We start from the raw sequence: 15551 nt of genomic DNA on the forward strand, positions 1-15551 counted from the left end.
GATATAGGCCGCAGTTTTATTTTAGGACAACGGATGTGACAGGAGTGATAAAGCTAGAAGAGGGAGTAGAGATGGTGATGCCAGGTGACAATGCGCAATTTGAGGTAGAGTTGATAACGCCTATAGCCATGGAGAAGGGACTTAGGTTTGCAATAAGAGAAGGTGGAAGGACTGTTGGGGCAGGTGTAGTTTCGGAGATAATTGAATAGGAGTGTGGACCATGGTGAACATGCAAAGCGATAGGATAAGGATAAAACTAAAGGCTTATGATTATAGAATTTTGGACAAGGCAGTCCAAGAAATAGTAGAATCTGCTAGAAACACCGGAGCTGCTGTAGCAGGTCCTATACCGCTGCCAACACGGATCCATAAGATTACTGTGAACAGATCAGTTCATGTTAATAAAAAATCTAGGGAACAGTTTGAGATCAGGATACATAAGAGATTGCTTGATATTTTAGAGCCTACACAGCAAACCGTGGATGCCCTAGGCAAACTCAGTTTGCCAGCCGGTGTTGATGTAGAGATCAAGCTATAATGTGGCTAATCATGTAGAGGGGTTATTTATGAAGGGATTAGGATTAATAGGAAAAAAACTTGGCATGACGACAATATTTGCTCGTGACGGAAGGAAGGTTCCAGTAACTGTCCTTAAGGTGGGTCCTTGTCCAATTATTCAGATAAAAACTAAGGATAAAGATGGTTATGAGGCCCTTCAATTGGGTTTTGAGCCGGTCAAGGAGAAAAAAGTTAATAGGCCATTGAAAGGGCATCAACAGAAGGCTGGAAAGGGTTTTTATAGGTTTTTGAGGGAATTTAGAGTTGAGAACCTGGAAGGGTATGAGCTTGGACAAGAACTTACTGTAGATTTATTCACAGTTGGTGAGAAGGTAAAGATTACAGGGATTTCTAAAGGGCGGGGTTTTGCTGGAGTAATGAAGAGATGGAATTTTGGAGGGTCTCCTGATTCCCATGGACATCATAAAGTACATAGGACCCCGGGATCAATTGGACAGTGTGCAGATCCATCACGGGTATTTAAAGGGAAAAAAATGCCTGGACACATGGGTAATGTTCAGCACACTTATAAGAATATTGAAATTTTGGATGTAAGGCACGAAGACGGTCTAATATTGGTTAAGGGTCAGGTGCCAGGAGCAAAAAATTCAATTGTATACATCCGAAAGCAGAGTTGAGGTGGATAAAATGACAGTGGTAAATATATATGATCAAGAAAAAAAAGTTGTGGGAGAAATCGACCTTCCAGATAACATATTTAATGTTGAGGTAAAGCCTGGTATTTTAAATTTTGTGGTAAAGGCACATTTGTCTGCAAAACGTGTGGGAACTGCTTCTGTGAAAACTAGGTCAACAATTAGAGGCGGTGGGAAAAAGCCCTGGAGACAAAAAGGTACAGGTAGGGCAAGAGTTGGTTCAATTAGGTCCCCACTCTGGGTTGGAGGTGCTGTATCGCACGGACCAAAACCAAGGGACTATTCTTTTAAGGTGAATAAGAAAGTAAAAAGGCTTGCCATGAGGATGGCACTGAGCTCGAAGGTTAAGAATAATGAATTGCTAGTACTTGACAAGTTAGAAGTGACTGAACCTAAGACCAGGGAACTTGTTAAGATAAAAAAGAATCTGGATGTAAAAAAAGCCTTGATTGTTTTACCTAAACACGATAAGAACATCTTTCTTTCAGGAAGGAATTTGGCCGACATCAAGTTAATGTTGGATAAGGATATAAATGTTTATGACATCTTAAAATATGACACATTGGTAATTACTCCAGAGGTTGTAGAAAATATTAAGCAAAGGTTGGCATAGCCATGGATTACACAAAAGTTTTAATTAAGCCTTTAATAACAGAAAAAACAACTTTCTTAAAGGATCAAGGTAATCAGGTTGCCTTTATTGTTGATAGAAAGGCCAATAAGATTGACATACAAAGGGCAGTTGAGCGTGCATTTAAAGTGAAGGTTGAGAAGGTTAGGATAGTGAATAAGAAGCCACGGATTAAAAAGCGTTTTGGTAGGGTCGTTGGTAAGGTAAGTGGGTATAAAAAGGCGTATGTTCAACTTGCGCCAGGTGAAAAAATAGATTTTTTTGAAGGTGTATAATTATGGGTATTAGAGTACTAAAGCCAACATCGCCAGGTAGACGCGGTCAGACAGTTTCAGATTTCTCAGAGATTACCAAAACAAAGCCCGAAAAGAGTTTAGTAATAGGTTTACGTCAGAGTAGTGGACGCAACTGTTATGGTCGCATCACTAGTAGAAGAAGGGGGGGCGGCCATAAGCGTCGTTATAGAATTATTGATTTTAAAAGGAATAAGTTAGATGTGCCAGCCAAGGTGGCAGCTATAGAATACGATCCAAACAGGTCTGCAAGAATTGCCCTGCTTCACTATGTAGATGGAGAAAAAAGATATATTATAGCTCCTAAGGATCTGTCTGTAGGCGATACTATTGTAGCCAGTGAGAAAGCGGATATCAAGGTGGGCAATGCAATGCCGCTTTACAGTATTCCCAATGGAACTATTGTACATAACATAGAGCTGCATCCAGGTAGAGGGGGTCAGCTTTGTAGAGCTGCTGGCACCTACGCTCAGATAATTGATAAAGAAGATAAATATGTTATGTTGAGGCTGCCTTCTGGGGAAATCAGGAAGGTTTTGGCCAAATGTTTTGCCACCATAGGTCAGGTTGGTAACATAGATCACGAAAATATAAAAATTGGTAAGGCAGGAAGAAACAGATATCTGAATAGGCGGCCCAAGGTGCGTGGTGTAGCAATGAACCCAATTGATCATCCTCACGGTGGTGGTGAAGGTAAGACCTCAGGTGGAAGACACCCTGTAACTCCGTGGGGAGTGCCTACAAAGGGTTATAAGACTCGCAAAAAGAACAAGTACTCAGATAAATTAATAGTAAAAAGAAGAAAATAGTGAGAGAGGTACCTTATGCCAAGATCATTAAAAAAAGGGCCTTTTGTAGATGAGCATCTCCTAAAAAAGGTTAAAAAGGCAAAAGAGACCAAGGATAGGTCGGTAATAAAGACGTGGTCCAGGAGATCCACTGTACTCCCTGAAATGGTGGGTCTGACCTTCGCAGTTCATAATGGGAAGAAGTTTATTCCAGTGTTTGTAACAGAAAATATGGTTGGTCATAAATTGGGGGAGTTTGCTCCGACCAGGACGTTTCATGGCCACGCTGGCGATAAGAAAAGTAAGGTCAAGGGTAAAAAGTAATAAAAGAGGTTTGTTATGGAGGCAAAAGCTACGCTAAAGTTCGTTCGGATATCACCTAGAAAGGCCAGGCTGGTAGCAAAAAATGTAAAGAATATGCCTGTAGAAAAGGCATTAGATATTTTGCAGTTTACACCTAAAAAAGCTGCAAGGATTATCTACAAGGTAATGTATTCAGCTCTGTCAAATGCTGAAAATAATTATTCAATGGATGTGGACAGACTGTATGTAAAGAATATTTTGGTAAATGAAGGTCCAATGTGGAAGAGAATAAGGCCAAGGGCTATGGGCAGGGCTACCAGAATATTAAAGAGGACTAGTCATATAACAGTTATTCTTGATGAAGAGTAGGAGGAGAGGGCATTGGGTCAAAAAGTACATCCATACGGGTTTAGATTAGGATATACCAAGAATTGGTTGTCTAGATGGTATAGTAAAAAGGATTACGCAAGGTTTGTTTATGAAGACAAGCAACTAAGAAAATTTATTAAACAGAAGCTTTACCACGCAGGAATTTCCAAGATAGAAATTGAAAGGGCTGCTGAAAAGGTCAGGGTTATAATTCATACAGCGAGACCTGGAATTGTTATAGGGAGGAAAGGCGTTGAGATCGAGAAACTGAGGAATGAGCTTAAAAGGAAATTTAATGGCGAGTTCATATTGGAAGTTGTTGAGGTTCGACGTCCTGAGATAGATGCACAACTGGTAGCTGAGAATGTTGCCCTTCAACTAGAAAGAAGGGTCGCATTTAGGCGAGCTATGAAGAGGGCAATCAGTCTGGCGTTAAAATTTGGGGCCAAAGGGATAAAAATCGCATGTTCTGGTAGATTGGGTGGAGCAGAAATTGCCAGGACTGAGTGGTTTAGGGAAGGTAGGGTTCCGTTACATACTCTCAGAGCAGATATAGATTATGGATTTGCAACAGCATTAACTACTTACGGAATAATAGGCGTAAAGGTGTGGATATTTAAAGGCGAAATTTTAGATGAGGTAAAAACTGATGCTTAGTCCAAAAAAGGTAAAATATAGGAAACAACATAGGGGATTTACTAGAGGCAAGGCCTACAGAGGTTGTAGAGTCAATTTTGGAGACATAGGGCTCAAGGCATGTGAACATGGCAGGTTGACCGCTCAACAAATAGAGGCTGCCCGTGTAGCTATTATGAGAAGTCTTAAGCGTGGTGGAAAGGTTTACATAAGAATTTTTCCAGATAAGCCAGTTACAGAGAAACCAGCTGAAACCCGAATGGGAAAAGGGAAAGGTTCTCCTTCTGGATGGGTGGCCTTGGTTAAGCCTGGGCGCATCTTATTTGAAATTGCCGGTGTTGATATTGCCAGGGCAAAGGAGGCACTGGTTCGTGCTTCATATAAATTGCCTATAAGGACAAAAATTGAGGAAAAGGGGTTGTAGTGATGGATGCGGCTAAATTAAGGGAGATGGAAATATCAGAGTTACATAATAAGTTGGCAGGATACAGAGAAGAGTTGTTTAAGTTGAGGTTTCAGCACTCAATAGGTCAGTTAAAGAATACAGCCAGGATACCACAAGTTAAGAGGACCATAGCAAGAATTTTAACTATCATGCGGGAAAAGCAATTGGAGACAAAGGATGGAAGGAGCAAGGAAGTCAAATAAGGGAAATAAAAGGGTGCTTACTGGTATAGTGGTAAGCAATAAACCAGATAAGACCATTGTTGTTAGATGTGAGACAATGGTAAAACATCCCCTATATAAAAAATTTATTAGGAAGAGAAAGAAATTCATGGCCCATGACCCAAGAAATGAGTGTGGTATGGGTGATAAAGTCCAGATTATAGAAAGTAGGCCACTTAGCAGGCGGAAGCGCTGGAGGCTACTCAAGATATTGGAAAAAGCGGTTTAGGAGGATAAGGCCATGATTCAGGTTGAGAGCAAATTGGATGTAGCAGATAACTCAGGGGCTAAAATTGTAAAGTGTATAAAAGTGCTTGGGGGAAGTAAAAAAAGATACGCCACTATCGGCGACTTAATAGTAGTCTCAGTTCAGGAGGCTATACCCCATTCTAAGGTAAAAAAAGGAGAGATTTACCGGGCCGTGGTTGTAAGGACCAAAAAGGAAGTTGGAAGGCCTAATGGGTCATATATCAAATTCGATACAAATTCTGCAGTCTTGTTGAATAAAAATATGGAGCCCATAGGAACCCGTATATTTGGACCAGTAGCCAGGGAGCTGAGAGACAAGAGATTTATGAGGATTGTATCATTAGCCCCAGAAGTACTATAGAGGTGGGTCAGTATGAATAGGAAGTATAAAATTAAAGTAAATGATAAAGTGATGGTAATTTGTGGAAAAGATAGAGGTAAAGTCGGTACAGTAAAAAAAATATTGAAAAAAAAGGAAAAGGTAATAGTTGATCAGGTAAATATTGTGAAAAGGCACATGAAGGGAAATCCATATACAGGGCAAGCAGGAGGGATTGTAGAGAAGGAAGCACCCATTCATATATCAAATGTTATGTTATTTTGTGAGTCATGTGCAAAGCCTACAAGAGTTGGATATAAATTTACTGAGGATGGAAAGAAGCTTAGATATTGTAAGAAATGCAAAGAGATTCTTGATTAACAAAGGGTAGGACTATGAACCGTTTAGAAAAGATATACAAAGAAAATGTAGTACCCAAATTAATGGATGAATTTGGATATAAAAATATAATGGAAGTTCCAAGGTTGAAGTTAATTTCCTTGAATATGGGTTTAGGTGAGGGAGCCCATGAGAATAAAATAATTCAGGATGGAATAAAGGAATTGACATTAATAGCTGGACAAAAAGCAGTACCTACCAGAGCAAAAAAGTCAATAGCAGCATTTAAGGTCAGGCAGGGCATGCCAGTTGGATGTCGGGTTACTCTCAGAAAAGAAAGGATGTGGGCATTTTTCGACAAATTAATTAATTTTGCTATTCCCAGGATAAGGGATTTTAGAGGGTTGCCTGATAGAGGTTTTGATGGTCGTGGAAATTATACGTTGGGAATCCGTGAGCACACGATATTTCCTGACATACCCATAGACATAGTTGACCGTGTAAAAGGTATGAATGTGACCATAGTAACTACTGCCAAGACCGATAAAGAAGGCAAGGCCTTGTTAAAGTTAATGGGAATGCCGTTTGTTAAGTAAAGGAGGGAAAATTGGCTAGAAAGGCACTAATGGTAAAGGCTCAAAGAAAGCCCAAGTTTAAGGTCAGGAAGTATAACAGATGTCCTTTGTGTGGAAGGCCAAGGGCCTTTTTAAGAAAATTTGGTGTTTGTAGAATATGTTTTAGAACCATGGCTTTATCAGGTGAACTTCCTGGGGTCCGCAAATCAAGTTGGTAAGGAGCGTGTTATGGGAATGACAGATCCAATAGCAGATATGTTAAGCCGTATTAGAAATGCTCACATGGCGCTTCACAAACAGGTAAAAATTCCTGCGTCCAAGATGAAGATGGCCATTTTGGGGATATTGAAGAGAGAAGGGTACATAGAGGACTTTAAGCAAGAGGGACGTGATATAATTGTGAAATTAAAATATGTAAAAGGTAGGCCAGCTATAACTGATTTACAAAAGATTAGTAAACCAGGACGCAGGATATACGTGGGAGTTGATGAGATACCCCAAGTGCAAAACGGATTGGGAATTTGTATTTTGTCCACATCTCGGGGTGTCTTAGAAGGTAGTGAAGCTAAAAAACAAAGAGTAGGCGGAGAGCTTGTTTGTAAAATATGGTAAGGTGGGTAATATGTCTAGAATAGGTAAAACACCAATAAAAATTCCAGAAAAAGTAAGCGTCACGTTTAAGGAACATGAGATCGAGGTGAAGGGTCCTAAGGGGCTTATTGTTTTGGATAGAAGCGATTTGATTGAATATGTCCAAGAAGGGGATACAATTTTTGTTAAGAGAAAGAATGACACGAGAAAAGCAAGGGAACAACACGGTCTTAGACGCACTTTGCTAGCCAATGCAATAGAGGGTGTTAGCAAAGGATTTGAAAAAGGTCTTGAAATTGTAGGTGTGGGATACAGGGCTGAAGTTAAGGGGAAGAAATTGGTTCTAAATGTAGGTTATTCTAATCCCAAAGAATTTCCTTTGCCTGAAGGGATTTCAGCAAAGGTTGAAGGAAACAAAATTTTTATTTCAGGAATTGATAAGCAGCTAGTTGGCGAGGTTGCTGCCCAGATTAGGAGGATTAGACCTCCAGAGCCCTATAAGGGGAAGGGCATAAAATATATTAATGAACAGATTCTACGAAAGGCTGGAAAATCCGCTAAGGCGTAGGGGTGGAAGTTATGAAATTAAGTAGGAACGAACTAAGAAAGAAGAGAAAAATAAGGATTAGAAAAAAGATCTTTGGTACACCACAGAGACCAAGGTTGGTAGTTTTTAGGTCTAATAAACATATTTACGCACAGGTGATAGATGATAGCAAGGGTCACACTATAGCTGCCTACTCCAGCTTAAATTTAGGAGAAAAAGTTAATCTTAATAAGGAAACTGCAAAAAAGGTTGGAATGGAGATAGCTAAAATCGCCCTTGAAAAGGGTGTACAAAAGGTGGTGTTTGATAGAAACGGATATATATACCATGGTAGAGTCAAGGCTCTAGCTGATGGGGCCAGAGAAGGTGGGCTAAATTTTTAAATTTGAGGTGGTATATGAGCACAGTAAATGAAATTGGTCTAATAGAGAAGATAGTTCATTTAAATAGAGTATCAAAGGTTGTTAAGGGTGGTAAAAACTTTAAATTTACAGCGCTGGTAGTTGTAGGTGATGGAAACGGTAAGGTAGGATATGGATATGGTAAAGCCAATCAGGTGCCAGATGCTATTGTAAAGGCCACTGAAAGAGCAAAGAAGAATATGATAGAGGTTCCTGTAATAGAAGGAACTATTCCTTATCAGGTAATTGGTGAATTTGGTGCTGCTAGGGTGTTATTAAAGCCTGCGGTTAAAGGTACTGGAATTATAGCTGGTGGACCCGTAAGGGCGATTATGGAGGCTGCAGGCGTGACAGATGTATTAAGTAAGGCTATTGGGTCAAGGAATCCAATAAATGTAATTAAAGCCACAATCATGGGTATAAATATGCTGCGTTCCCCTGAAGAGGTTTCAGAAATAAGGGGAAAAAGTTTATCAATTGGTACTTAGGGGGTAAGCTCATATGAAGGTGAAGTTAATAAGGAGTAAAATTGGGTGTAATCCTAAGCAACGAAAAACCTTGCAGGCCTTGGGCCTTAGAAAAATAAATCAAGTAAAGGAATTACCAGATAATCCTGCAATTGCTGGAATGATAAATAAGGTCAAACATTTAGTAGAGGTGGTGGAGAAATGAAATTACATGAGCTAAAGCCATTTCCTGGTGAATTAAAGCATAAGAAAAGGATTGGCCGCGGCCCAGCCAGTGGTCAGGGATGCACAGCAGGGAAGGGTAATAAGGGACAGAACGCCAGGGCTGGAAAAGGACCAGCTCCAATGTTTGAAGGTGGGCAGATGCCCCTTGTGAGGAGACTGCCCAAGAGGGGATTTAAAAATTATCCCTTCAGAGTTGAGTATAATGTTATTAATTTGGATTTTCTTGAAAAGAAATTTAAGGATAAGGATGAAATAACCTTAGATGACTTATATAAATTTTGTAAAAAAAATAGGCCAATAAAGATATTAGGTAGGGGAGAGATAAACAAGGCATATAAAATCTGGGCGCACAAATTTAGTAAAAGTGCCTTGGAAAAAATAAAAAATGCAGGTGGTGAAGCCAAGGTTCTGGAGGGGTAGGTAGGTGATACCGCAACTGGAGAATGTCACTTTTTCAAAGGAGTTGACCCGAAGGATTTTAATAACCTTAGGGTTGCTTATAGTATACAGGTTAGGAATTCACGTACCAGTTCCGGGAATTAATACAGGTGCAATAGCTGATTTTTTTGCATCTGCTCAGAATACTTTATTTGGGCTCTTTGATATGTTTGCTGGCGGGGGGCTTAGTAAATTTTCTGTTTTTGCCCTGGGTATTATGCCCTATATATCTGCAGCAATTATAATGGAACTTTTAGTGGTAGTGAGTCCCGAGCTTGAGAGGTTAAAAAAAGAAGAGGGTGAAGCAGGAAGGAGAAAAATAACTCAATATACTAGATATGGAACTGTATTAATAACCCTTATACAGGGAACAGGGATAGCCTACGGGCTTCAAAAGATGACCAGTCCTGCAGGTGTGCCAGTTGTACCTCATCCTGGGATTACTTTTATTTTAGTGACTGTTATAACCCTTACCACCGGGACGGTTTTTCTAATGTGGTTAGGGGAACAAATTACTGCCAGGGGAATAGGAAATGGAGTATCGCTTATAATATTTGCTGGAATAGTAGCAAGGATTCCAGGTGCTATTACAAAAACAGTCAAGCTGCTTCAGACTGGGGAGCTGAGTTTATTTATGTTACTTATATTGCTGGCAGTTATGGTAGGTGTTCTGGCATTTATATGTTTTATAGAGACAGCACAGCGAAGAATACCTATTAATTATGCTAAGCGTATGGTTGGAAGACGTATGTATGGGGGGCAGAGTTCCCACTTGCCATTGAGAATAAATACAGCAGGAGTAATTCCGCCTATATTTGCCTCTTCTATCCTTATGTTCCCAGCAACAATAGCTAATTTTTCACAAGTAGAATTTTTGCATCAATTGTCAGTTTATTTTAGACCAGGCTCTATGTTATATACCGTTCTTTACGTAGGGCTAATTATATTTTTCTGCTTTTTTTATACTGCGATAATATTTGATCCAAAGGATATTGCAGAAAATTTAAAAAAGCAGGGCGCTTTTATTCCAGGAATAAGACCTGGAAAGCATACCAAGGAATACATTGACAAGGTATTAACAAGGCTTACTTTTTGGGGTTCCCTTTATGTCTCGGCAGTGTGTGTGCTGCCGATGATTTTAATATATAAGATGCATGTACCTTTTTATTTTGGTGGGACTGCGCTTTTGATAGTGGTTGGTGTAGCGATAGATACTATGACACAAATACAATCTCATTTGATATCCCAACAATATGAAGGATTATTAAAGAAAGCCAGGATCAAAGGTAGAATATAACTTTAAGGAGATGATTATGAAAGTGAGACCTTCAGTAAAAAAAATGTGCAGTAAATGCAAAATAATTAGAAGAAAGGGTATAGTACGTGTCATATGTGAAAATCCCAAACATAAGCAAAGACAAGGATAAATTGGAGGACTAAAGTGGTAAGGATTGCAAGTGTAGATTTACCAAAGAATAAGAGACTTGACATAGCATTGACTTACATATACGGAATAGGCCGCTCCAGCGCCGTAAAAATTTTGGAAGCAGTGGGGGTGGATTGGACCAAGAAGACTGATGATCTTACTGCAGAAGAAGTGAATGCCATAAGAAAGGAGATAGAGCAAAATTACAAAGTTGAAGGAGATCTTCGCAGGGAGATCACGGCAAACATAAAAAGGCTAATGGAGATTAATTGTTATAGGGGAATCAGACATAAGAGACATCTTCCTGTTAGAGGACAGAGGACCCACACAAATGCTAGGACTAGAAAAGGTCCTAGGAGAGCAATTATTGGTAAAAGAAAGAAATAAAATTGGAGTGAAGAGATATGGCAAAAGCTAAGCGCGGTGGCAAAAGAAAAGAAAAAAAGAATATCCCAACTGGCTATGCCCACATTAAGACTACTTTTAACAATACCATAATTACTTTTACTGATCCAAAGGGTAATGTGGTGAGCTGGGCGAGTGCTGGATCATGCGGTTTTAAGGGGTCAAAAAAAGGAACTCCATATGCTGCTCAAGTTGCTGCACAAAAGGCGGCAAAACAGGCAATGGAACATGGAATGAGGAGTGTGGGCATATTTGTAAAAGGTCCGGGAGCAGGTAGGGAATCCGCTATGAGGGCCATTCACAATGAGGGATTTAAGATAACCTTTATCAGAGATGTAACCCCAATACCACACAATGGATGTAGACCACCAAAACGTAGAAGAGTTTAAGGGAAAAAAATTAGGAGGATGGAGCCTTGGCAAGATATACTGGACCAAAATGTAGGTTGTGTAGAAGAGAGGGTACCAAATTATTTTTGAGAGGGGACAGGTGTTATACAGATAAATGCGCATATGAGCGTAGACCTTATGCACCTGGTCAACACGGAAGGCGAAGAAAAAAATCCAGTAACTATGAAATACAACTTAGAGAAAAACAGAAAGTAAGAAGGCTTTATGGAATTTTAGAAAAACAGTTTCGTAAATATTTTGAAATAGCAGAAGCAAAAAAGGGTGTAACAGGAACCAACTTGCTAAGAATTTTGGAGTTGCGACTAGACAATGTAGTATATCGTTTGGGATTTGCCAATTCAAGGAATCAGGCGAGACAATTAGTCAAGCATGGACATTTTTTAGTCAATGGAAGAAAGGTTGACATCCCTTCGTATCAGGTAAAGGTAAATGATGTAGTAGAGGTAAGGGAGAAGAGTAGGAAAATACCAATAATTCAGGAAGCACAGGAAGTGGTGGCTAGGAGGGGAGTACCTCAGTGGCTAGAATTAGATGCTGCAAATTTTAAAGGAATAGTAAAAGCTCTGCCTGAAAGAGAGGATATAACATTTCCTATCAATGAGAACCTCATTGTTGAGTTGTATTCCAAATAACAAAATATAATTGGGTTAGGTATTATGATAATAAAGGAACAAGGCAGGATCATAAACGCTAGAAATTGGGGTGAATTGGTAAAACCAAAGAAGATTGTGAAGGATCCTGACTCAAACGAGTTTTATGGAAAATTTACAGTAGAACCCCTGGAGAGGGGTTATGGCACTACATTGGGAAATTCGCTTCGTAGAGTGTTACTATCATCCTTGCAAGGAGCTGTAATAGTAGCTGCCAGGATCGATGGTGTGTATCATGAATTTACATCTCTACCAGGCGTAATGGAGGATGTTACTGAAATTATTTTGAATTTAAAAAAAGTTAGATTTTACATGGATACTGATGAGCCTCAAAGGCTCACACTTTATGCAAATAAGAAAGGAGAAATAAGGGCTTCTAATATCGAAGAAAATAACCATGTAAAGGTATTAAATCCTGATCAGCACATAGCAACTCTTACAGAGGATAGAGAGTTTCGTATGGAATTAGAAGTGAGGATGGGTAAAGGATATGTTCCAGCGGAAATGCAGGAAATTCCAAGCGAAATAGGTACTATAATTCTCGATGCTAACTTTTCTCCAATTAGGAAAGTGGCGTACACCGTTGAACAAGCACGTGTTGGTCAGATGACAAACTATGATAAATTAATCATAGAAATCTGGACAGATGGGTCTGTTAGTCCAGAGGACAGTCTAGCTTATTCTGCTAAGATATTAAAAGAACAGCTCGATATTTTTATTAATTTTGATGAAAATATAGGTACAGAGGAAGAGGAAGAGAGAGAAGAAGAAGAAATAAATCCAAATCTCTTTAAGACAATAGAGGAATTAGAGCTTCCTGTAAGGGCTAGTAATTGTTTGAAAAAAGCCAATATTCATTATGTTGGTGAATTAGTACAAAAAACTGAGGCAGAGTTACTTAAGGCAAAAAATTTTGGAAAAAAATCTTTGGATGATATATTAAAGGTCCTTCATGATATGGGTTTGGATTTAGGTATGAAGATTGATAATTTTCAGGAACAATTAGAAAAATGGGAAAAAAAGAGGAAAGAAGACCATGAGGCATAGGAAAAGTGGAAGGAAATTAAATAGAACTTGGGAACACAGAAAGGCCATGTTTAAAAATATGGCAAGGTCTTTGGTGGAGCACGAAAGAATCACTACTACTGTTCCAAAGGCAAAGGAAGTTAGAAGATTGACTGATAAACTCATTCGCTTTGGTCTGGAAAATACAGTACATGCAAGGCGTAAGGCATTTAGGATACTTGAAGATCGGACACTAGTAAAAAAACTCTTTGATCAGATAGCTCCAAGATATAAGGATAGGCCAGGTGGTTTCACAAGGGTAGTTAAACTTGCTATGCCAAGACGTGGTGATTGTGCTGAGATGGCAATTGTGGAATTTGTTGAAGGTGAGTTAAAGGCAAAAGGGGAAGAGGAGCAGGCGAGACAAAATCAAGAAGAAGAGAATCGTGAAGAAGAAGCTCAAGGAGAAGGAGAGCAAGAAGGACAAAAGCCTGAAGATATAAAACAGACATCGGAAGATTAAAATAAACATAAAAAAACAGGGGCGACCCTGTTTTTTTATGTTTATTTGTATTAGAAAAATTAATAATATATATTTAGTATGGATATAGTAAAACTAAAGAGTTTTTGCAAGGTTTTTGAACTTAGGAGTTTTTCAAAGGCAGCAAAAGAGCTTTTTGTCTCTCAACCCACAATTTCCAGTCATGTTTCATCCTTAGAAGAAGAGCTCGATCAAAAGTTATTTGATAGGATTGGCAAGAACATTATCCCTACTTTCGCAGGATATACAATATACAAGTATGCAAAAGAAATATTGGATTTATTGTATAAGGCTGAGTTAGAAGCAAAATTAATGAAAAATCAAGTAGTTGGTCATTTAAGAATAGGCGGAAGTACTATTCCTGGCTGTTACCTTCTTCCAAAAATAATATCAAAATATTGTGGTTGTTATCCTAAAGTAGATGTTCAACTGGAAATATATGATACTGAAGAAGTCGTTGATAAGGTTTTAGAAGGTTTCTTAGATATTGGAGTTGTTGGAGCTCTTTCCTATAGGCAAGAGTTATTTTTTCAAAAAATTATTGATGATCGCCTTGTATTTGTTGGCAATTCTAAATACTTAAGAAAAATTAATGGTCCTGGAGATGTAATAAATGTTCCATGGGTTATTAGAGAAAAGGGGTCTGGAACCAGGAGAGCTTTAGAAGATGGATTAAAAAATGCAGGAATTGATCTTAATGAATTAAACATTAAGGCCGTGGTTACGAATACTCAAGGTCTTCTTGGCCTTGTGGCAAGTGATATAGGTATTACTGTTACTTCTATTTATGCTGCTACCCCTTTATTGGGTTCAACCTTTTTAATTGTAAAAGAATACCCGTTTTTTGACTTTAAGCGGAGTTTTTATTTAATTTATCACAAAGGCAGGACCATATACCCTGCTGCAAAAATTTTTATAGATTTTATTTATAGGGTCTCCAGGGAAATTGAACAAAAAATTGATTGCAAGGAGCAGTAAAATACATGATTGATCTATTAGAGCGTGTATCAGCTTCTGGATGAGCAGCGAAAGTAAGTCCAGGGTCACTGGAACATGTAATTTCAAAACTAGATATTAAAGAGGATTCAAGAGTACTTGTCTCATTACAAGACAATGAGGATGGTATTGTACTAAAAAATCCAGAAGGGATGGAACTGATCCAGACACTGGATTTTTTCACGCCTATAGTCAATAATCCATACTATTTTGGGCAAATAGCTGCGGCTAATGCCATGTCTGATGTATATGCCATGGGTGGTGAACCTTATAGTGCCATGAATATAGTCTGTTTCCCCACAAAGGAGATGGACCTAAATATCTTAATTGAGATCTTGAAGGGAGGATACTCCAAGGTATTAGAAGCTGGAGCAGTTTTGGCGGGGGGACACAGTGTAGAGGATAAAGAGATAAAGTATGGTTTGGCTGTTACTGGGATAGTAAAAAAAGAACACATTGCAACAAACAAAGGGGCAAAAGTAGGAGATTTTTTAGTGTTAACAAAACCCTTGGGAACAGGCATATTGGCAACTGCATTAAAGGCAAAATGGGAAGGTTATAAGGAGATAGAAGAGCTGGTCTATTTTTGGACATCCAGATTAAACAAGGTTGCAGCAGAAGTTATCAGAAAATTTAACATAAAAGGGGCAACAGACATAACAGGATTTGGGCTTGGAGGGCATCTTTTTGAAATGGCCAAGGCATCGTGTGTGCAAATAAATGTGTGGAGTAAAAAAATACCTATTTTAGATAGGGTAATAGAACTTACCCAGATTGGGCTGGTACCTGAAGGGTCTCATGCTAATAGGAGGTTTTGTGAAAAAATGGTAAAGATTTCGTCTGCTGTAGATCCAATACTTATAGATATTTTTTTTGATGCACAAACATCAGGGGGAATGGTCCTTTGTGTACCAGAAGACAGGTTGGATGAAGTATGTTCGTATTTAATTGAAAATGGAGATATGGGTGCGGTAATTGGACAAGTAGAGTCTTTTAGAGGCGATATTTTTTTAAATATAGTCTAATTCATTATATAAAAGAAATCGTGTCTGTCTGCGATTAAAATC

The 15551-nt window shown here is 38.8% G+C and carries 31 protein-coding genes; all 31 read left to right on the forward strand.

Annotated features, from left to right (window positions below; genetic code table 11):
* Window positions 1-209, forward strand: a 209-nt coding sequence (locus ACY2V1_RS04870; protein WP_461833675.1) for an EF-Tu C-terminal domain-related protein, incomplete at its 5' end; no start/stop codon positions are given.
* Window positions 210-220: 11 nt separating this feature from the next.
* Window positions 221-538: a 30S ribosomal protein S10 gene (rpsJ, locus tag ACY2V1_RS04875; RefSeq protein ID WP_459892935.1), complete on the forward strand. Its 318-nt coding sequence runs from the start codon at window positions 221-223 to the stop codon at window positions 536-538.
* 28 nt (window positions 539-566) lie between these two features.
* The gene (gene rplC, locus ACY2V1_RS04880; protein WP_461833676.1) at window positions 567-1196 is read left to right on the forward strand and encodes a 50S ribosomal protein L3; all 630 of its coding nucleotides are present in this window, start codon (window positions 567-569) and stop codon (window positions 1194-1196) included.
* A gap of 10 nt (window positions 1197-1206) precedes the next feature.
* Window positions 1207-1827 carry a 50S ribosomal protein L4 gene (rplD, locus tag ACY2V1_RS04885; protein ID WP_461833677.1) on the forward strand — a complete coding sequence of 207 codons (621 nt, stop codon included), beginning with the start codon at window positions 1207-1209 and terminating at the stop codon, window positions 1825-1827.
* A gap of 2 nt (window positions 1828-1829) precedes the next feature.
* Window positions 1830-2120 carry a 50S ribosomal protein L23 gene (gene rplW, locus ACY2V1_RS04890; protein WP_461833678.1) on the forward strand — a complete coding sequence of 97 codons (291 nt, stop codon included), beginning with the start codon at window positions 1830-1832 and terminating at the stop codon, window positions 2118-2120.
* 2 nt (window positions 2121-2122) lie between these two features.
* The gene (rplB, locus tag ACY2V1_RS04895; protein WP_461833679.1) at window positions 2123-2947 is read left to right on the forward strand and encodes a 50S ribosomal protein L2; all 825 of its coding nucleotides are present in this window, start codon (window positions 2123-2125) and stop codon (window positions 2945-2947) included.
* Window positions 2948-2962: 15 nt separating this feature from the next.
* Window positions 2963-3250, forward strand: a complete 288-nt coding sequence (gene rpsS / locus ACY2V1_RS04900; protein WP_461833680.1) for a 30S ribosomal protein S19 — start codon at window positions 2963-2965, stop codon at window positions 3248-3250.
* Between the two features lie 15 nt (window positions 3251-3265).
* A complete protein-coding gene (gene rplV, locus ACY2V1_RS04905; RefSeq protein WP_461833681.1) occupies window positions 3266-3598 on the forward strand; it encodes a 50S ribosomal protein L22 in 333 nt (110 codons plus the stop codon).
* A 12-nt stretch (window positions 3599-3610) separates the two neighbouring features.
* Window positions 3611-4255 carry a 30S ribosomal protein S3 gene (gene rpsC, locus ACY2V1_RS04910; protein WP_461833682.1) on the forward strand — a complete coding sequence of 215 codons (645 nt, stop codon included), beginning with the start codon at window positions 3611-3613 and terminating at the stop codon, window positions 4253-4255.
* Window positions 4248-4658, forward strand: a complete 411-nt coding sequence (gene rplP / locus ACY2V1_RS04915; protein ID WP_461833683.1) for a 50S ribosomal protein L16 — start codon at window positions 4248-4250, stop codon at window positions 4656-4658. The genes rpsC and rplP overlap by 8 nt, the downstream gene beginning before the upstream one ends.
* 2 nt (window positions 4659-4660) lie before the next feature.
* On the forward strand, window positions 4661-4882 hold the full coding sequence (rpmC, locus tag ACY2V1_RS04920) for a 50S ribosomal protein L29 (RefSeq protein WP_461833684.1): 222 nt from the start codon (window positions 4661-4663) through the stop codon (window positions 4880-4882).
* Window positions 4857-5129, forward strand: a complete 273-nt coding sequence (rpsQ, locus tag ACY2V1_RS04925) for a 30S ribosomal protein S17 (RefSeq protein WP_461833685.1) — start codon at window positions 4857-4859, stop codon at window positions 5127-5129. Before rpmC ends, rpsQ begins: the two co-directional genes overlap by 26 nt.
* 12 nt (window positions 5130-5141) lie before the next feature.
* The gene (rplN, locus tag ACY2V1_RS04930; RefSeq protein ID WP_461833686.1) at window positions 5142-5510 is read left to right on the forward strand and encodes a 50S ribosomal protein L14; all 369 of its coding nucleotides are present in this window, start codon (window positions 5142-5144) and stop codon (window positions 5508-5510) included.
* 12 nt (window positions 5511-5522) lie between these two features.
* On the forward strand, window positions 5523-5849 hold the full coding sequence (gene rplX / locus ACY2V1_RS04935; RefSeq protein ID WP_461833687.1) for a 50S ribosomal protein L24: 327 nt from the start codon (window positions 5523-5525) through the stop codon (window positions 5847-5849).
* A 14-nt stretch (window positions 5850-5863) separates the two neighbouring features.
* A complete protein-coding gene (gene rplE, locus ACY2V1_RS04940; protein ID WP_461833688.1) occupies window positions 5864-6403 on the forward strand; it encodes a 50S ribosomal protein L5 in 540 nt (179 codons plus the stop codon).
* An 11-nt stretch (window positions 6404-6414) separates the two neighbouring features.
* Window positions 6415-6600, forward strand: a complete 186-nt coding sequence (locus ACY2V1_RS04945; protein ID WP_075069934.1) for a type Z 30S ribosomal protein S14 — start codon at window positions 6415-6417, stop codon at window positions 6598-6600.
* A 10-nt stretch (window positions 6601-6610) separates the two neighbouring features.
* On the forward strand, window positions 6611-6994 hold the full coding sequence (rpsH, locus tag ACY2V1_RS04950) for a 30S ribosomal protein S8 (protein ID WP_461833689.1): 384 nt from the start codon (window positions 6611-6613) through the stop codon (window positions 6992-6994).
* A gap of 10 nt (window positions 6995-7004) precedes the next feature.
* A complete protein-coding gene (gene rplF / locus ACY2V1_RS04955) occupies window positions 7005-7541 on the forward strand; it encodes a 50S ribosomal protein L6 (protein ID WP_461833690.1) in 537 nt (178 codons plus the stop codon).
* An 11-nt stretch (window positions 7542-7552) separates the two neighbouring features.
* A complete protein-coding gene (gene rplR, locus ACY2V1_RS04960) occupies window positions 7553-7903 on the forward strand; it encodes a 50S ribosomal protein L18 (protein WP_461833691.1) in 351 nt (116 codons plus the stop codon).
* Between the two features lie 14 nt (window positions 7904-7917).
* Entirely contained in the window at window positions 7918-8409 is a 492-nt protein-coding gene (rpsE, locus tag ACY2V1_RS04965) for a 30S ribosomal protein S5 (protein WP_461833692.1), read from the forward strand.
* Between the two features lie 13 nt (window positions 8410-8422).
* Window positions 8423-8593, forward strand: a complete 171-nt coding sequence (gene rpmD / locus ACY2V1_RS04970) for a 50S ribosomal protein L30 (protein ID WP_461833693.1) — start codon at window positions 8423-8425, stop codon at window positions 8591-8593.
* Window positions 8590-9033, forward strand: coding sequence for a 50S ribosomal protein L15 (gene rplO, locus ACY2V1_RS04975; protein ID WP_461833694.1), 444 nt, complete (start codon window positions 8590-8592; stop codon window positions 9031-9033). The genes rpmD and rplO overlap by 4 nt, the downstream gene beginning before the upstream one ends.
* 4 nt (window positions 9034-9037) lie before the next feature.
* Window positions 9038-10348 carry a preprotein translocase subunit SecY gene (secY, locus tag ACY2V1_RS04980; protein ID WP_461833695.1) on the forward strand — a complete coding sequence of 437 codons (1311 nt, stop codon included), beginning with the start codon at window positions 9038-9040 and terminating at the stop codon, window positions 10346-10348.
* A gap of 16 nt (window positions 10349-10364) precedes the next feature.
* Entirely contained in the window at window positions 10365-10478 is a 114-nt protein-coding gene (gene rpmJ, locus ACY2V1_RS04985; protein WP_459892896.1) for a 50S ribosomal protein L36, read from the forward strand.
* A gap of 14 nt (window positions 10479-10492) precedes the next feature.
* Window positions 10493-10864, forward strand: a complete 372-nt coding sequence (gene rpsM, locus ACY2V1_RS04990) for a 30S ribosomal protein S13 (protein ID WP_461833696.1) — start codon at window positions 10493-10495, stop codon at window positions 10862-10864.
* Window positions 10865-10881: 17 nt separating this feature from the next.
* Window positions 10882-11271 carry a 30S ribosomal protein S11 gene (gene rpsK / locus ACY2V1_RS04995; RefSeq protein WP_461833697.1) on the forward strand — a complete coding sequence of 130 codons (390 nt, stop codon included), beginning with the start codon at window positions 10882-10884 and terminating at the stop codon, window positions 11269-11271.
* A 26-nt stretch (window positions 11272-11297) separates the two neighbouring features.
* Complete coding sequence (gene rpsD / locus ACY2V1_RS05000; protein WP_461833698.1) at window positions 11298-11924, forward strand: 30S ribosomal protein S4; 627 nt, start codon at window positions 11298-11300, stop codon at window positions 11922-11924.
* Window positions 11925-11948: 24 nt separating this feature from the next.
* Window positions 11949-12989: a DNA-directed RNA polymerase subunit alpha gene (locus ACY2V1_RS05005; protein ID WP_461833699.1), complete on the forward strand. Its 1041-nt coding sequence runs from the start codon at window positions 11949-11951 to the stop codon at window positions 12987-12989.
* The gene (gene rplQ, locus ACY2V1_RS05010) at window positions 12979-13470 is read left to right on the forward strand and encodes a 50S ribosomal protein L17 (protein ID WP_461833700.1); all 492 of its coding nucleotides are present in this window, start codon (window positions 12979-12981) and stop codon (window positions 13468-13470) included. The genes ACY2V1_RS05005 and rplQ overlap by 11 nt, the downstream gene beginning before the upstream one ends.
* Window positions 13471-13548: 78 nt before the next feature.
* Window positions 13549-14466 (forward strand): selenium metabolism-associated LysR family transcriptional regulator, encoded by a 918-nt coding sequence (locus ACY2V1_RS05015; protein ID WP_461833701.1) that lies wholly within the window; start codon window positions 13549-13551, stop codon window positions 14464-14466.
* Window positions 14467-14471: 5 nt separating this feature from the next.
* Window positions 14472-15509, forward strand: coding sequence for a selenide, water dikinase SelD (gene selD, locus ACY2V1_RS05020; RefSeq protein WP_461833702.1), 1038 nt, complete (start codon window positions 14472-14474; stop codon window positions 15507-15509).
* Window positions 15510-15551 lie beyond the last annotated feature (42 nt).

It is taken from the genome of Desulfothermus sp. (genome assembly GCF_053993635.1).

Coding starts and splice junctions, on each gene's coding strand:
- rplP (WP_461833683.1), top strand. CDS start 4,248: ATGCTTAGTCCAAAAAAGGTAAAATATAGGAAACAACATAGGGGATTT.
- rplR (WP_461833691.1), top strand. CDS start 7,553: ATGAAATTAAGTAGGAACGAACTAAGAAAGAAGAGAAAAATAAGGATT.
- ACY2V1_RS05015 (WP_461833701.1), top strand. CDS start 13,549: ATGGATATAGTAAAACTAAAGAGTTTTTGCAAGGTTTTTGAACTTAGG.
- rplD (WP_461833677.1), top strand. CDS start 1,207: ATGACAGTGGTAAATATATATGATCAAGAAAAAAAAGTTGTGGGAGAA.
- rpmD (WP_461833693.1), top strand. CDS start 8,423: ATGAAGGTGAAGTTAATAAGGAGTAAAATTGGGTGTAATCCTAAGCAA.
- rpsJ (WP_459892935.1), top strand. CDS start 221: ATGGTGAACATGCAAAGCGATAGGATAAGGATAAAACTAAAGGCTTAT.
- rplQ (WP_461833700.1), top strand. CDS start 12,979: ATGAGGCATAGGAAAAGTGGAAGGAAATTAAATAGAACTTGGGAACAC.
- rplC (WP_461833676.1), top strand. CDS start 567: ATGAAGGGATTAGGATTAATAGGAAAAAAACTTGGCATGACGACAATA.
- rplF (WP_461833690.1), top strand. CDS start 7,005: ATGTCTAGAATAGGTAAAACACCAATAAAAATTCCAGAAAAAGTAAGC.
- rplW (WP_461833678.1), top strand. CDS start 1,830: ATGGATTACACAAAAGTTTTAATTAAGCCTTTAATAACAGAAAAAACA.
- rpsK (WP_461833697.1), top strand. CDS start 10,882: ATGGCAAAAGCTAAGCGCGGTGGCAAAAGAAAAGAAAAAAAGAATATC.
- rpmC (WP_461833684.1), top strand. CDS start 4,661: ATGGATGCGGCTAAATTAAGGGAGATGGAAATATCAGAGTTACATAAT.
- rpmJ (WP_459892896.1), top strand. CDS start 10,365: ATGAAAGTGAGACCTTCAGTAAAAAAAATGTGCAGTAAATGCAAAATA.
- rpsS (WP_461833680.1), top strand. CDS start 2,963: ATGCCAAGATCATTAAAAAAAGGGCCTTTTGTAGATGAGCATCTCCTA.
- rplO (WP_461833694.1), top strand. CDS start 8,590: ATGAAATTACATGAGCTAAAGCCATTTCCTGGTGAATTAAAGCATAAG.
- rpsH (WP_461833689.1), top strand. CDS start 6,611: ATGGGAATGACAGATCCAATAGCAGATATGTTAAGCCGTATTAGAAAT.
- rplE (WP_461833688.1), top strand. CDS start 5,864: ATGAACCGTTTAGAAAAGATATACAAAGAAAATGTAGTACCCAAATTA.
- rplB (WP_461833679.1), top strand. CDS start 2,123: ATGGGTATTAGAGTACTAAAGCCAACATCGCCAGGTAGACGCGGTCAG.
- rpsQ (WP_461833685.1), top strand. CDS start 4,857: ATGGAAGGAGCAAGGAAGTCAAATAAGGGAAATAAAAGGGTGCTTACT.
- ACY2V1_RS05005 (WP_461833699.1), top strand. CDS start 11,949: ATGATAATAAAGGAACAAGGCAGGATCATAAACGCTAGAAATTGGGGT.
- rplN (WP_461833686.1), top strand. CDS start 5,142: ATGATTCAGGTTGAGAGCAAATTGGATGTAGCAGATAACTCAGGGGCT.
- rplV (WP_461833681.1), top strand. CDS start 3,266: ATGGAGGCAAAAGCTACGCTAAAGTTCGTTCGGATATCACCTAGAAAG.
- rpsE (WP_461833692.1), top strand. CDS start 7,918: ATGAGCACAGTAAATGAAATTGGTCTAATAGAGAAGATAGTTCATTTA.
- rplX (WP_461833687.1), top strand. CDS start 5,523: ATGAATAGGAAGTATAAAATTAAAGTAAATGATAAAGTGATGGTAATT.